At 72.0% G+C, this 13,927-nt stretch carries 11 protein-coding genes; 5 read left to right on the top strand and 6 right to left on the bottom strand.

Annotated features, from left to right (window positions below; translation table 11 throughout):
• Positions 1-353: 353 nt before the first annotated feature.
• From ACWF9Z_RS29550 to ACWF9Z_RS29535, 4 genes are all read right to left on the bottom strand, one after another.
• Positions 354-1,337: a bifunctional transcriptional activator/DNA repair enzyme AdaA gene (locus ACWF9Z_RS29550; RefSeq protein WP_453606975.1), complete on the bottom strand. Its 984-nt coding sequence runs from the start codon at positions 1,335-1,337 to the stop codon at positions 354-356.
• Positions 1,337-2,740, bottom strand: coding sequence for a class I adenylate-forming enzyme family protein (locus ACWF9Z_RS29545; RefSeq protein WP_453606972.1), 1,404 nt, complete (start codon positions 2,738-2,740; stop codon positions 1,337-1,339). Before ACWF9Z_RS29545 ends, ACWF9Z_RS29550 begins: the two co-directional genes overlap by 1 nt.
• A gap of 82 nt (positions 2,741-2,822) precedes the next feature.
• Complete coding sequence (locus tag ACWF9Z_RS29540) at positions 2,823-3,932, bottom strand: 3-dehydroquinate synthase II family protein (protein WP_453606970.1); 1,110 nt, start codon at positions 3,930-3,932, stop codon at positions 2,823-2,825.
• Positions 3,929-4,735, bottom strand: coding sequence for a 2-amino-3,7-dideoxy-D-threo-hept-6-ulosonate synthase (locus tag ACWF9Z_RS29535; protein WP_356650369.1), 807 nt, complete (start codon positions 4,733-4,735; stop codon positions 3,929-3,931). The genes ACWF9Z_RS29540 and ACWF9Z_RS29535 overlap by 4 nt, the downstream gene beginning before the upstream one ends.
• 178 nt (positions 4,736-4,913) lie before the next feature.
• Here ACWF9Z_RS29535 and ACWF9Z_RS29530 point away from each other — a divergent pair, with 178 nt between their 5' ends.
• A complete protein-coding gene (locus tag ACWF9Z_RS29530) occupies positions 4,914-6,461 on the top strand; it encodes an FAD-dependent oxidoreductase (protein ID WP_453606968.1) in 1,548 nt (515 codons plus the stop codon).
• Positions 6,462-6,585: 124 nt separating this feature from the next.
• Here the strand turns inward: ACWF9Z_RS29530 and ACWF9Z_RS29525 are convergent, their stop codons facing one another.
• Complete coding sequence (locus ACWF9Z_RS29525; protein ID WP_453606965.1) at positions 6,586-8,178, bottom strand: acyl-CoA carboxylase subunit beta; 1,593 nt, start codon at positions 8,176-8,178, stop codon at positions 6,586-6,588.
• Between the two features lie 91 nt (positions 8,179-8,269).
• Positions 8,270-9,097: an AfsR/SARP family transcriptional regulator gene (locus tag ACWF9Z_RS29520; RefSeq protein WP_453606963.1), complete on the bottom strand. Its 828-nt coding sequence runs from the start codon at positions 9,095-9,097 to the stop codon at positions 8,270-8,272.
• Between the two features lie 239 nt (positions 9,098-9,336).
• Between ACWF9Z_RS29520 and ACWF9Z_RS29515 the strand changes: the two genes are divergently transcribed.
• The 4 genes from ACWF9Z_RS29515 to ACWF9Z_RS29500 all read left to right on the top strand — a co-directional run bounded on the left by ACWF9Z_RS29515 (position 9,337) and on the right by ACWF9Z_RS29500 (position 13,871).
• The gene (locus ACWF9Z_RS29515; RefSeq protein ID WP_453606960.1) at positions 9,337-9,600 is read left to right on the top strand and encodes a hypothetical protein; all 264 of its coding nucleotides are present in this window, start codon (positions 9,337-9,339) and stop codon (positions 9,598-9,600) included.
• Positions 9,597-11,837, top strand: coding sequence for a TOMM precursor leader peptide-binding protein (locus tag ACWF9Z_RS29510; RefSeq protein WP_453606957.1), 2,241 nt, complete (start codon positions 9,597-9,599; stop codon positions 11,835-11,837). Before ACWF9Z_RS29515 ends, ACWF9Z_RS29510 begins: the two co-directional genes overlap by 4 nt.
• 192 nt (positions 11,838-12,029) lie before the next feature.
• Positions 12,030-13,226, top strand: coding sequence for a sensor histidine kinase (locus tag ACWF9Z_RS29505; RefSeq protein WP_453606955.1), 1,197 nt, complete (start codon positions 12,030-12,032; stop codon positions 13,224-13,226).
• A gap of 30 nt (positions 13,227-13,256) precedes the next feature.
• Positions 13,257-13,871, top strand: a complete 615-nt coding sequence (locus tag ACWF9Z_RS29500) for a response regulator transcription factor (RefSeq protein ID WP_356650252.1) — start codon at positions 13,257-13,259, stop codon at positions 13,869-13,871.
• Positions 13,872-13,927: the final 56 nt, after the last annotated feature.

Below are 13,927 nucleotides of genomic sequence, written 5' to 3'. Positions count from 1 at the left end.
GGCCCTACACCTGGTCAACGTCCGGTGGGAGGCGCTGAGCACCGCCCCGAACCGGCTGGCCGCGCACCACGCCTACATCGTCGCCTGGCCACCCGGAACTGACAGGAGAACGGGATGTCGACCGATGTGCCATCGACGACGGCCGCCATCTGCGCGCGGTGGTACTCGACCGCACGGCCCGTCCAGTCGTAGGACTCCAGCTCCGAGGCGGGAACCTGTACCTGCCGGGCGACGAACTCCACGGCTTCGCCGGGCAGCTCTGCCCGGTTCCGGGGAATCCGGCCGTTGGGGCTACTCCCTGACCAGATGCGCGAGCGGTACCGGGCCTTCGTGTGTGAACGGGGGTACGAAGGTCAGCCTGCCCGAAGACCGCCGACCGCGTCGCGCTCCGCCGCGGGAGGGGTGGCGCCCAGCGGCGTGAGCTCCTGGCGGATCCGCTCCCGCAGGCACATCCGCAGGGCGGTGGGAGGCAGCAAGTCCCGTCCGGAGTACGGAAGTTCGGCGCGGGCCAGCGCCTGCGCCACGAGCTCCCCGAACGCCGGGTCGGCCTCGTGGTGGCCGGCGTGCGGGAAGAGGGCCGACAGGCGGGCGCGCAGCCGCGTACCGTTCGCGCGGTCCGCGCGGACCGCGCCGTCCGAGGCGTCCGCCGTGTCCCCGGCGTCCGTGAGCACGGCGCACACCCCCCGGCCGGTGGCGGCGACCAGTACCGGACCCAGCGACGTGGTGCCCACCGCCGACCGGATCTCCACCCCCGCGCCGCCCGCGCGGAACTCCTGCGGGGTCATGCCGAGGATCGCCGAGGAAGCGGCGTAGAACTGCCCGTTGGAATTGAAACCGGCCTGGTAGATGGCGTCGGAGACGGTACGGGCGCCGATGAGCTCGGCGCGGACCCGCCGGGCGCGCACGGCCGTCCAGTAGGCGTACGGGGTGACGCCCGTCAGGGACTTGAACATGCGGTGGAAGTGGAAGCGGCTGTAGCCGGCCGACCGGGCCACCGCGTCCAGGTTGGGAGGCGTCAGCGCCCCGTCCATCAGCCGACAGGCGCGGGCGACGGTGTCGGCGTAGTACCGGTTCTGCTCGGGCTCGTCCGGATGGCAGCGCCGGCACGGGCGGTAGCCCAGGGCGCGGACCTCCTCCAGCGAGGAGTGGAACTCGACGTTCTCCCTCCGTGCGAGGCGCGCCACGCACGAGGGCCGGCTGTAGATGCCGGTCGTCCGCACGACGTAGTAGAACGTCCCGTCCGCCGCCTCGTCGCCGTCGCGCACCGCCCGCCAGCGCTCCTCGTCGGTCTCGTACCGCGAGGCCGCGGCGGCGGGGGCCGCGGTCAGCACCCGCATCACCGCCTCCTTCCCGTGGGGCCCGGCGCCGGCGCCCAGCCCCGGGCGTGCAGCCGGGCCCGGTCGCGCAGTGCCTTGCCGCTCGCGGAACGGGCCAGCTCGGGCACCACGTGGAAGCGCCGGGGGGCGGAGTGCTCGCCGAGGAACCGGCGGCACCAGTCGGACAGTTCGGCCGGACGCAGCTCTTCGGTCCCGGCCACGTGGGCCTCGACGGGATCCGGGCCGCCCAGCACCACCGCGTCGGTGACGTGCCGGTGGGCCCGCAGCACCGCCTCGATGTCGAGGAGGTCGGCGCCCGAAGCGGTCCGCCCGGCCCGGCCGCGCAGCCGCAGCGCGCCCGTCGCCGGATCGCGGGCCACCAGGTCGTGGGTGGAGAGCCAGCCGCCGGCGAGCGGCGAGGTCTCGTGGGTCTCGTGGGTCTCGTAGGGATAGGGGGAGCGGGCGACCTGCACCTGCAGGATTCCGCCCGCGATCCGGGTGCGCACGCCGGGCACCGGCACGCCGAGCGTCCCCGGACCGTGCGTGCCCGCCAGGTCCGTGGCCACGATGCCGGTCTCCGTCGTGCCGTAGGCCTGGCCGACGAGGACGCCGTAGCGCCGGGCGAAGGCCCCGGCGGTCTCGCCGGGCAGCGAGTCCCCGCCGGACACGGCCAGGCGCAGCCGCGGCAGGCGCACCCCGGCGGGGGCGCCGGCGAGCAGCGCGAAATGGCCGGGGCGGCCCAGGACCACCTCGCAGCGCTCCGCCGCGGCGACGAGCGACGCGCGGTCTCCGGACGCCGGGAACACCACGCACGCCCCGGTCGCCAGGGCGTGGAGCACCCCGCCGATCAGCGCGAACGAGTGGGCCACGGGCTCCAGTACGGCCACCCGCTCGCCGGCCCGGGGCATCAGCGGCAGCCGGCCGAGCCGGCGCACCTCGGTCAGCAGCGAGTCGGCGGTGCGGCCCGCCGCCTTGGGGCGGCCCGTGGTGCCGGAGGAGAACTGGACCAGGCAGTGGTCCGTGCGCGGGGGCCGGGCTCCCGGCCTCGGCCGCACCAGGACCTCGCACTCCGGGACGAACACCTCCTCCTCGCGGCGCAGTGCGCCCAGGGTCACCACGTACTGGGGATCGCTGAGTTCCAGCAGCGCCTCCCGCTCCGCGCGGCCCAGGGAAGGCTCCAGCAGGATCACCTGTGCGCCGATCGACCACAGGGCGAGGACCGCCCACAGGTGGGTGAAGCTCGGTGACCCGTGGAGGGCCACGGAGGCCCCCGGACGGATCCCGTGGAAGGTCAGGGTCCGGGCCAGCCGTGCGGTCCGGACACGCAGGGTTGCGAAGGACACCGCGTCGTCCGCCCGCGCCCAGATCGCTTCTGGGGCAGCGGCGGCGAGGAGTTCGGCGCCCCACCAGCCATCGTCGCTCATCGTCTCTCCGGGGCCGGTACGTCCCCGCCGGCCCGGTGCCGTACCCGCGCTGGGGTACGGCACCGGACGGGCGTTCGCGGGCTTACTTCTCGACGCAGAACTCGCCCACGGGCCAGCCGACGTGGCGCTTGTCGGTGGCGACGTGGCCGAGCACCTTGTCGCCCTGCTTGAGCTCCGTCACGTTCAGGACGCTCGCGCCGGGGCCGAGGACCCGTACGTGCCAGTCGTCCTGCACGATGAGGTTGACCTCGACGCCCTCGGGGGACGTGGCCTTGATGCTCAGCAGCGGACGCGACTCGAGCTTGATCCGGCCCACGACGATGCGGCGGGTACGGCCGTCGGCGCCCACGGCGAGGACCGGGCTGCCGGCCTTCAGCTCGCTCAGGTAGTTCGTCCGGTTGTCCTGCCCGAAGACGTAGCTGTGCAGGGCGCCCGCGTTGATGCGGAACGGACGGGTCGGCATGTAGGGCAGCGGGTGCGTCTCGCTGACGCACAGGATGAACCCGTGCGCGTAGCTGCCGATGAGCATGCCCTCGTCCTTCTCGAAGTGCGAGGTGGTGTCGATGCAGACCCGGTCGCCCAGACCCAGGTGCTCGATGGAGTCGACCGTCAGCGTGGTCAGGTTCAGGTCGGGCGTCTTGACCCGCAGGGCCTCGACGAGCTCGAAGACGTCGTTGGCGTTGCGCGGGGAGAGCAGGACGCCCTCCGAGCCCTTCTCCAGGACGTCGATGATGACCTTGGCCTCTTCCAGGTTGTCGGCCTGGCAGATCAGCTGGCCCGGGGCGCGGTCCGCCGCGGCGATCACGATCTCCAGCGGGATCTTCGTCGGGTCCTTGAACTGGACCACCGTGTACGGCAGCGCGATCGCCGTGTCACAGGCCAGCGTCAGGGTCGGGTCGTCGATGACGTTCACCAGTCCGGCGATGTCCTTCTCGCCGGACTGGTGGCGCGAACGCAGCGCGTTGAGCTGGTCGTTGCCGGCCACCTCGCGCAGCACGATCAGGTCGTCGAGGCCCTGGTTCTCGGGGCGCTCGGTGTCGATCAGGATGCGCTTGACCGTGGTGGGCAGCGTGGCCAGCACCTCGGGGTCACTGCCGACGATGCCGTCGACACGGGCGTGGACGGCCGCGTCGATGACCGCTTCGCGGTGGTCGGCGGGGACGGAGCGAAGGTCGATCCAGGCGAATTTCACAAGGCACCTGCCAGTTCTGGGTGAGGCTCGGACTCGCTCGCGAGCCCATGGCCGTGGATGATCGCGGCCAGCTTCTGGACCGCTTGCTTCGGGGACGGGCTGTTGAACACGCGACGGCCGACGGCCAGACCGGCACAGCCGTTGGCCATCGCCGACACGGCGAACGCGGTGAGGCTCTCCTCGGAGCCGCCGCCGCCGGCGACGATGATCGGCAGAGGGGAACTCTCGACCACCTCCGCCATGCGCTCCGGCGGGGCCGCGAGGACCGTCTTGACGATGTCGACGCCGAGATCGGCGGCGATGCCGACCACGTGCGCGATGAGGTCGGGGCGGGTGGGGTCGCTCACCCGGGGCCCGCGCGGATAGATCATGGCCACCAGCGGCATGCCCCAGCGCTCACAGGCTGCCGCCACGGTCCCGAGGTCGCTCAACTGCTCGGCCTCGGTGTCCGAACCGATGTTGACGTGGACGCTGACGGCGTCCGCGCCCAGTCGTACGCATTCCTCGACGTCACCGACGAGGACCTTCGCGTTGACGTCCGGGCCGTGGTTCGTGCTGGCGCTGAGGTGCACCACGAGTCCGGTGTCGGTCAGCAGGGCCGGCGGGATCATCCGGGCCCTGCCCTTGTGCACGACGACGGCGTCCGCGCCGCCTCCCGCGATGTCCGCGACGAGGTCGGCGAATCCCGCTGCTCTGACGATCGGTCCGTCGGAAACAGAGTGATCGAGCGGGATGAACAGATACCGGCCGTCACCTCGGCGGGAGAGCCGCGCCATGCGCAGTGCCTTCCCGGTCAGCGGCATGCTCGTCATGACACACCCCTTCGTTCGCGACAGCTCTGTCTCATGGCTGCACTGTTGCAAGGGCCGCTGAAGGATCGGGCCAAACGTTTCGCGGTCCGCGGCCGCCCGCCGGCGCGGCAACCCCCCCGTCCCCGGCGGTGTTACCTCCTTGGAAGCAGTACCGATGAGGGAGGCACCCATGGATGCCGGACAGGACACCGCGACAGCCGGCGTCGACACCGAGGTGGCCGTGGTCGGCGGCGGGCCGGTCGGCACCCTGCTCGCCCGCGAACTGGCCCTGCTCGGCATCGACGTGACCGTGCTGGAACAGCTGCCGGAGCCGAACGGGATCTCCAAGGCGAGCACCCTGCACGCCCGTACGGCGCAGACGCTCGACCGCCGGGGCCTGCTGGACGCCGTACAGCCCGGCCGCCACGTGGCGGCCCGCACCGTCCGGGGCCCGGTCGGCTTCCACTTCGGCGCCCTCTTCGACCTCGACCTCTCACGGGTCGTCGAGGAGGGCCCGGTGATCGTGGGCAGCCCGCAGGCCTGGGCGCAGGAGGTCTTCGCGCGGGACGCCGCCCGGCTCGGCGCGCACGTGGTGCCCGGCGCGGAACTGGTCGGCCTCGACGAGCACGCCGACCACGTGACCCTGCGCGTCCGCTCCCCCCGGGGCACCGAACGCACCCTCACCGCCCGCTGGGTCGTCGGCGCGGACGGCGCGCGCAGCGCCGTGCGCAAACTGAGCGGCATCCGGTTCCTGGGAGCGGGGCCGACCGTCGCCGCGCTCATGGGCGAGGTACGGTTGCTCGACCCGGCCGGGGCGCCCGGCGGCTGGCAGCGCACCCCGCGCGGCTGGACGCTGCTGTGGACCAACCCGTACGGGCTGAGCCGGGTCTGCACCTACGACTTCAGGGGCCCGCACCAGGACCGGCACGCGCCCGCCACCATCGAGGAGCTCCGCGGCGAGGTCGAGCGCATCGCGGGCCGGCCGGTCCCGATGGACAGCCCCGCCTGGATCTCCCGGTTCAGCGACGCCTCGCTCCAGGCCGAGCTCTACCGCAAGGGCCGGGTCCTCCTCGCGGGCGACGCCGCGCACGTGCACTTCCCCGCCGGCGGCCAGGGGGTGAACCTGGGCCTCCAGGACGCGGTCAACCTCGGCTGGAAGCTCGCCGCCGAGATCCGGGGCTGGGCGCCCGCCGGACTGCTCGACACCTATCAGAGCGAACGCCACCCCGTCGCGGCCGCCGTCCTGCACAACGTACGGGCCCAGGTCGCGCTGATGGACCCCGATCCGCGCACCGACGCGCTGCGCGAGCTGTTCTCGGAGCTCATGCACTTCGACGAGGTCAACGCCCACCTCAGCGCCATGATCACCGGTACCGCGGTGACGTACGGGGTGGGCGCCCGCCGCGATGACCCGCTGGCCGGGCGGCTCGTGCCCAGCCTGCCCCTGAAGACCCCCGACGGCCCGACCACCCTGGCCGAACTCCTGCACGGCGGCCGCCCGCTGCTCCTGGACCTGGCCGGCCACCTCGGCCTGCGCACCCTGGCCGCCCCCTGGTCCGACCGCGTGGACGTGGTGACGGCCACCGCCGCGAGCGACGCCTGGGGGACCGGAGCCCTGCTGCTGCGCCCCGACGGCTACGCGGTCTGGTCCGCGCTGGGCGAGGCCAGGGACGCGGAGGAACTGCGGCTCGCCCTCACCCGCTGGTTCGGGCGGGCCGCGCAGCCGCGCGCGGAGTGACGCGCGCGCGGCCGGTACGGGGCCCTGCGTCGTCCCGGGGGGACGCGGGGCCCCGGCACCGGACCCGGCCGAAGAGGCGTGCCGCGGTCCCCATGCGGGGACCGCGGCGGCGCGCCCCCCGCGCTCACACCGGCTGGTTGCCGTGCTTGCGCTCCGGCAGCGAGGCGTGCTTGCTCCGCAGCATCGCGAGCGAGCGGATCAGTACCTGCCTCGTCTCACCCGGATCGATGACGTCGTCCACGAGCCCGCGCTCGGCTGCGTAGTACGGATGCATCAGTTCGGCCTTGTACTGCTTGACTAGCTGTTCCCGTGTCGTCTCGGGGTCGTCGGAGGCGGCGATCTCCTTGCGGAAGACCACGTTGGCCGCGCCCTCGGCACCCATCACCGCGATCTCGTTGATGGGCCAGGCGAAGGCCAGGTCGGCGCCGATGGACCGCGAGTCCATGACGATGTACGCCCCGCCGTAGGCCTTGCGGACGACCAGCGAGATCCGCGGGACGGTCGCGTTGCAGTACGCGTAGAGCAGCTTGGCGCCGTGCCGGATGATGCCGTTGTGCTCCTGGTCGACGCCCGGCAGGAAGCCGGGCACGTCCACCAGGGTGAGCAGCGGGACGTTGAACGCGTCGCAGGTCTGGACGAACCGGGCGGCCTTTTCGGAACCGTGGATGTCCAGCACGCCGGCCAGGGCGGCCGGCTGGTTGGCGACGATGCCCACCACGTGGCCGTCGAGCCGCGCGAAGGCGCACACGATGTTCGGCGCCCAGGCCTCCTGCACCTCGAAGTACTCGCCGTCGTCGACGATCTCCTCGATCACCCTGCGCATGTCGTAGCCCTGGCCCGGGTCGGCCGGCACCAGGTCGGCCAGGCCGTCGGTGCGGCGGTCGGCGGGGTCGTCGCCGCGGACGACGGGCGGCAGTTCGCGGTTGTTCTGCGGGAGCATCGAGAGCAGGTAGCGGACGTCCTCGAGGCATTCCTCCTCGGTGTCGTACGCGAATCCGGCGACGCCGGAGACGGAGGCGTGCACATCGGCGCCGCCCAGGCCGTTCTGCGTGATCTGCTCACCGGTCACCGCGCGGACCACGTCCGGCCCGGTGATGAACATCTGTGAGGTCTCGCGGACCATGAACACGAAGTCCGTGAGCGCCGGGGAGTACGCCGCCCCGCCCGCGCACGGGCCGAGCATGACGCTGATCTGCGGGATCACCCCCGAGGCGCGGGTGTTGCGGCGGAAGATGCCGCCGTATCCGGCGAGCGCGGAGACGCCCTCCTGGATGCGGGCACCGGCGCCGTCGTTGAGGGAGACCAGGGGCGCGCCGGCCTTCTCGGCGAGGTCCATCACCTTGTGGATCTTCTCGGCGTGCGCCTCGCCGAGCGCGCCGCCGAAGACCCGGAAGTCGTGCGCGTACGCGAACACCGTCTTGCCGTTCACCTGGCCCCAGCCGATCACGACGCCGTCGCCGTGGGGTCTGCGGTGCTGCAGGCCGAAACCGGTGGCCCGGTGCCGGCGGAGCGGCTCGATCTCCGTGAACGTTCCCTCGTCGAAGAGGAGTTCGAGCCGTTCGTAGGCGGTCAGCTTGTTCTTGGCGTGCTGCCGCTTCGTCGCTTCGGGGTCCGGACCGCGGCTTACCTCGTCCTTCAGCCGGTTGAGTTCTGCGGTGGACCGGTGCAGGCTCGGCGAGGGAGCGAGCGTGGTCAGCAGTTCGTCGAAGGTCGTCATCGCCCCAAGCTAGGAACGACCCCTCAAAGACGTCGGCACGCCCTCTGGAGCATGGCTCGACCGGCCGCGAGCCCCGCTCGACCGGCGGCCGCTAGTCGGCCGCCGCCACGCGCTGGAGCACACGGGGCTGGGCGCCGCCCACCGGATCGACCCGGTCCAGGTCCCCGGACAGGACGGCCTGGTGCAGCATCTGGAGCGGAGCGGACGGCTCGAGCCCCAGCTCGCGCACCAGCGACCCCCGCAGCCGCTGGTAGGCCTCGAGGGCACGCCAGCTTCCGCCCGCCCGGTGCAGCGCGCGCATCAGCTGTCCGCAGAACCCCTCGTGGAGCGGGTGACGGGCCGCCAGGACCCGCAGCTCCGGGATCACTTCGGCGTGCCGGCCGAGCCGGATGTCCGCCTCGATGCGCCGCTCGAGGGCGGCGGTGCGCTCCTCGTTCAGCCGCAGCACCTCGAGCTCGAGGACCGAGCCCGCCCGTACGTCGACCAGCGCCGGGCCCTGCCACAGCGCGAGCGCGCGGCCGAGCAGGTCGGACGCGGCCCGGTAGTCGCCGGCGTCGTAGCCGGCCCGGCCGCAGTCGGCGAGCCGTTCGAACTCGTGGGCGTCCACCTGGCCCGGCTGCACCTGGAGCAGGTACCCGCCGAACTGCGTGACCAGGACGTCCTTGGCGTCGAGCAGCGGATCCCCGTCCAGTGCCGCGCCGATCTTCCGGCGCAGCTGCAGGATGTAGGTCTGCAGTGTGGTGGACGCGCTGCGGGGGATGTCCTCGCCCCAGATCTCTTCCATCAGCGTCGGTACGGTGACCACGCGCTCGGCGTGGAGGCCGAGAAGCGCCAGGAGCTGCCTGGGCTTCGCCGCGCTCGGAACCACCGAGACACCGCGCTCGTGGACGGCGAGTGACCCGAGTACTTTGATCTCCATGCGTGTGCTCCCCCTTGTCGGGCCACGGCCGTCGGCCAAACCCTGCGACGACCCTTTGGAGTCAGGTACAGCAGACTCGCACCGGGGGGCGGCCGCGGCCCAGTGAGGCACACATGAGGGGAATCATGAAAAAGTCATAGGCGGCTGATGAATGTCGCACTGCCGGTCCCATGAGGCGCCGCCCCAGACTCTCGACCCAGACAGACGCCAAGCAGCACCGTTCGTCACAGGGGGAAGTCATGAACGTGGCCCAGGACATCTTTCGCTTAGCGGAACTCGCCGCCAGGACCGGACTCGAACCGAAGCTCGGGCAGCGCTTCGACCGGGATCCGGCCGCGGTCATGCTGGAGTTCGGACTCGAGGCCCAGGGGATGGACTGGGCGGCGGCCGCCACCCTCTCCATCGATGAGCTGAGCACCGCCGCGTACGGCTCGTCGGACATCTGCGTGCACCCGTGCACCTGCATGGTGGGCCAAGTAGCCGACGTACAGGTGGTCGCGTGACCTCCATACAGGAACCTCCGGCGGGTCCCTTCATCGCCTTCAAGCGCCACGTCAGGGCCGAGTCGGTCCCGGGCGAAGCCGCGTTCGTCCTCTCGGACCAGGGCGTGACCGTGCTGCGGGGCGGCGGGATAGAAAACCTCGTCCCGCTGCTCGACGGCAGCCGCACGCTGCCCGAGCTGCTGCGCGAAGCCTCGCTGACCATGCCCGTCGCCGAAGTGGGACGGGCGCTGCGCAGCCTCGCGCAGGCCAATCTGGTGGGGTACCGGCCCTGCGCCGCCGCGACCGGAGAGGACAGCTCCCTCGCCCAGGCCTACTGGGACCGGGCCGGCCTCGACGGACACGAGGCCACGGCCGAGGTCGGCAGGGCTCCGGTCGCGGTGATCCCGGTCGGGGCGGTGGACGCGGGTGCGGCCCGCGCCGCCTGCTACGCCTCCGGGCTCAACGCGGTGGACGACGACTGCGAGGTCCCGCTGACCCTGGTGGTCTGCTCGGACTACCTGGATCCGGGACTGCGGTCCCTGGCCGCGCGACTGCGCGGCCAGGGACGGACCTGGCTGCTGGCCAGACCGTTCGCCGCCGACCCGTGGACCGGACCGTTCTTCACCCCGGACTCGTCCGGGCCCTGCTGGACCTGCCTGGCCCACCGGCTGTCCGAACACCGCCGCAGCGAGGTCCCGGTACAGCGCGCCCTGGGCCTGGACGGTCCCGCTCCGCGGCCCGCCCCGAGCCTCTCCGCCGTACGGTCGCTCGGGATCCAGAGCGCCGTACTGGAAATGTCGAAATGGCTGGCGGGTCTGCGCTACCCGGAACAGCGGTCGGTCTGCGTCCTGGACAGCCTCAGCCTGAGCACCACCCACCACACGGTGCTGCGCCGCCCGCAGTGCCCCGACTGCGGGGACCCCTCGCTCGTCGCCGCGCAGACGGCGCGGCCGGTCGTCCCGGTGTCCAGACCCAAGGCGGAGGGTTCCGGCAGCAACGACCGGGCGATCTCCGCCGAAGGGATCCTGATCGAGAACCGCCGGCTGATCAGTCCGGTCACCGGCATCGTGACGCACCTGCGCCCGATGCCGGGGGTTCCCGACGGGCTCCACGCCTATGACTCCGGTCCCAACCTGGCCCTGCGCGGGCACTCGCTCGCCGGGGTCCACCAGGTCCTGCGTTCGCGCAGCGGAGGCAAGGGGGCTACCGCCACCGAGGCGCGGGCGAGCGCGCTGTGCGAGGCGGCGGAACGTTACAGCAGCTCGCGCCAGGGGGACGAGCTGGTCATCCGGGACTCGCTCACGGGTCTGGGCGACGCGGCCCTGCACCCCAACGCCTACCAGCTGTTCGACGAGAGACAGTACGCCGACCGGGCGAGATGGAACGCCCGGCAGGCACCCTTCCACCGGGTGAGCGATCCCTTCGATCCCGCGGCCGCGACCGACTGGACGCCGGTGTGGTCGCTCACCGCCGGAGTCCACCGGCTGCTCCCCACCTCCACCCTCTACTTCGACACGGGCGCGGGCGGTCCCCGGGACGGTCTGTGGGCCGACTCCAACGGCAACGCCGCGGGCGGCAGCCTCGAGGACGCCGTGGTCCAGGGAGTCCTCGAACTCGTCGAGCGGGATTCCGTGGCCCTGTGGTGGTACAACCAACTGCGCCTGCCCGCCATCGACCTGGACTCCTTCGACGAGCCGTGGCTCGCGTCGATGAGGGCCGCGCTGGCCCGGACCGGCCGGCGCGTCTGGGCCCTGGACCTCACCTCCGACCTGGGCATCCCCGTCGTGGTGGCCCTCTGCCAGAACACCGCCGGCCCGGCCGAGGAGTTCGTCTTCGGATTCGGGGCGCACTTCGACCCGCGCCTCGCCCTGCGCAGGGCGCTCACCGAGATGGTGCAGCTGATGCCGGCCCCCGGCGGTTCCGGTACGGCGCTGCCCGGTCAGCCGCAGCTGTTCCCCGATCCGGCGCAGACCGCGCGTACGCCCGGATCCTGGGCGTACGCCGGGCGCAGCGCGGACCTCCTCGACGACGTCCAGTACATCCGGACGCTGCTGTGGTCGCACGGCATGGAGCTTCTGGTCCTCGACCAGACGCGGCCGGACGTCGGGATTCCGGTGGTCAAGACCCTGGTACCCGGACTGCGCCCGTTTTACGCCAGGTTCGCTCCCGGGCGGCTCTTCGACGTACCGCCGAGTCTCGGTCAGCGGGACGCCGTTCTCGCCTTCGGGGAACTCAACTCGGTCCCGCTGCCCCTGTAGATCAGGACTGTTCCGTTACCCGCCCTCTGCCTGGCAGGCTCGGCATATAGTGCGATCTCAGACCCTCCCGATTTCCTACTGAGGAGCGAGCATATGACGGGCCGTTTCCGGACTGCGGACAACGACCTAGCTCAAGGGACGGAGCAAGCGGAAAGTTTAAGTCCGGACAAACGTGGTCGCCTTTCCGACGTCTTGGCGCCGCGTCTCGCGCAGGGCATCGTGGTCATGGTCCTGTCCGGATACGGAATCATCACCGCGCTCAATGCGGAATACGCGCTGCGCGGCCGGACCCCGGAGCTCCTCGTCTGTGAAGGTGCCGTCCTGGTCCTTTACGCCGTGCAGCTGGTCCTCACCTCGGCCCGGGCCCGCCGGTGGTCCACCGGCCGCAAGTGCATCGCCCTGGCGGTGCAGTTCGTGCTCACCTTCCTGCCGGTGGTCTGGCTGGACCTGGCGTGGGGCAGCGTCGCGGGACCGCTGTGCGCCTCGGTCCTGCTGCTCGCGCCGCCCCGCGTCGCCTGGCCCACCTTCGGGGCGATCTCGCTCGTCGTGGTGTGGTGGGCGGTGGGCAAGGGCGGCACGATGCTCGACGTGGCCTACCTGGGCATCTCCACGGCCCTGACCGGTCTGGTGATCTACGGCCTCACCCGGCTGACCGATCTGGTGCGCGAAGTCCACGAGACCCGGGCGGAGATGGCGAGGATGGCCGTCACCCAGGAACGTCTGAGGTTCGCCAGGGACCTGCACGATCTCCTCGGCTACAGCCTGTCGGCCATCTCGCTGAAGTGCGAGCTGATCACCCGTCTGGTCCTCAACAACCCCGACCGGGCGCGCGACGAGATCGCGTCCGTCCTCGTGGTGTCGCGCCAGGCGCTCGTCGACGTACGGATGGTCGCCAATGGATATCGTGACATGTCCCTGGCAGCCGAGGCGGAGTCGGTGGTCGACGTCATGGCCGCGGCCGACGTCCGCGCCGAGGTCGACATCGACTGCGGGCGGCTGCACCCGCTCGTGGACACCGTGCTGGCGACCGCCCTGCGCGAGGGCGTGACCAACATCCTGCGGCACAGCAAGGTGCAGTCCTGCACCATCAGGGCGACGGTCGACGGGGAGATGGTGGAGCTGGTGCTGGAGAACGACGGGGTGGACGCCATCGGCCTCTCGGACTCCGGCGACCGGGGAAGCGGACTGGGCAACCTCGACGCCCGGCTCACGGCGATCGGCGGAGTGCTGAGCGCCGGCGTCGAGTCGCAGGGGCGCTTCCGCCTGACGGCGAGGGCACCGCTCAGGCCGACCGCGCCCGAGCCGGCCGAGGCCGTCGAACCGCAGAGGTACAGAGGCGCCGGGATAACGGCGGCAGATGTTCGGGTGTCGGGAAATCCGGCTGCCTGAACCGGCAGATGGGGAACGGAGGAACAACAAATGCTGTCGCTGAATATTCTTCTCGCCGAAGATGTGCACATGGTCCGCGGCGCTCTCATCGCCCTGCTCGAACTGGAACCCGACTTCTCTGTGGTCGCATCCGTCGACCGGGGAGATCTGATCGTGCCCGCAGCGCTCGAAAAGCGGCCCGACGTCGCGATCATCGACATCGATCTGCCGGGCACCGACGGGCTGACCGCCGCCGCCGAACTGCACGAGCGCCTGCCGACCTGCCGCACGCTGATCCTCACCAGCCTCGGGAGACCCGGCACCCTGCGCCGGGCGATGGCCGCCCGCGTCTCGGGGTTCCTGCTGAAGGACTCCCCGCCGGCCCGGCTCGCCCAGGCCGTACGGGCCGTGGCCAACGGGCAGCGGGTCATCGACCCGGATCTCGCGCTCAGCGCCTGGGAGGCACTGGACAACCCGATCTCGCCCCGCGAGACGCAGGTGCTCCGGCTGGCCGCCCGCGGCGCGGACGCCGGGGAGATCGCCGAGGAGCTCTTCCTGACGGAGGGCACCGTGCGCAACTACCTGACGGCCATCGTGGACAAGCTCAACGCCCGCAACCGGATCGATGCCATCCGGATCGCGGAGGAGGCCGGCTGGATCCCGTAGCGGGCCCGGGACGGCCGGTCCGACCGGCTCGGCGGGCCCGGCCGGGGCGACCGAGG

The organism is Streptomyces sp. NPDC054961, from assembly GCF_053609145.1.
Note: the sequence above shows the minus strand (reverse complement) of the source record. Positions and strands in the feature narration are given on the sequence as shown.

Excerpts from the sequence above, each read along its gene's own strand:
- ACWF9Z_RS29550 (WP_453606975.1), bottom strand. The coding sequence starts at position 1,337 with ATGCGGGTGCTGACCGCGGCCCCCGCCGCCGCGGCCTCGCGGTACGAG.
- ACWF9Z_RS29525 (WP_453606965.1), bottom strand. The coding sequence starts at position 8,178 with ATGACGACCTTCGACGAACTGCTGACCACGCTCGCTCCCTCGCCGAGC.
- ACWF9Z_RS29500 (WP_356650252.1), top strand. The coding sequence starts at position 13,257 with ATGCTGTCGCTGAATATTCTTCTCGCCGAAGATGTGCACATGGTCCGC.
- ACWF9Z_RS29545 (WP_453606972.1), bottom strand. The coding sequence starts at position 2,740 with ATGAGCGACGATGGCTGGTGGGGCGCCGAACTCCTCGCCGCCGCTGCC.
- ACWF9Z_RS29515 (WP_453606960.1), top strand. The coding sequence starts at position 9,337 with ATGAACGTGGCCCAGGACATCTTTCGCTTAGCGGAACTCGCCGCCAGG.
- ACWF9Z_RS29535 (WP_356650369.1), bottom strand. The coding sequence starts at position 4,735 with ATGCCGCTGACCGGGAAGGCACTGCGCATGGCGCGGCTCTCCCGCCGA.
- ACWF9Z_RS29520 (WP_453606963.1), bottom strand. The coding sequence starts at position 9,097 with ATGGAGATCAAAGTACTCGGGTCACTCGCCGTCCACGAGCGCGGTGTC.
- ACWF9Z_RS29530 (WP_453606968.1), top strand. The coding sequence starts at position 4,914 with ATGGATGCCGGACAGGACACCGCGACAGCCGGCGTCGACACCGAGGTG.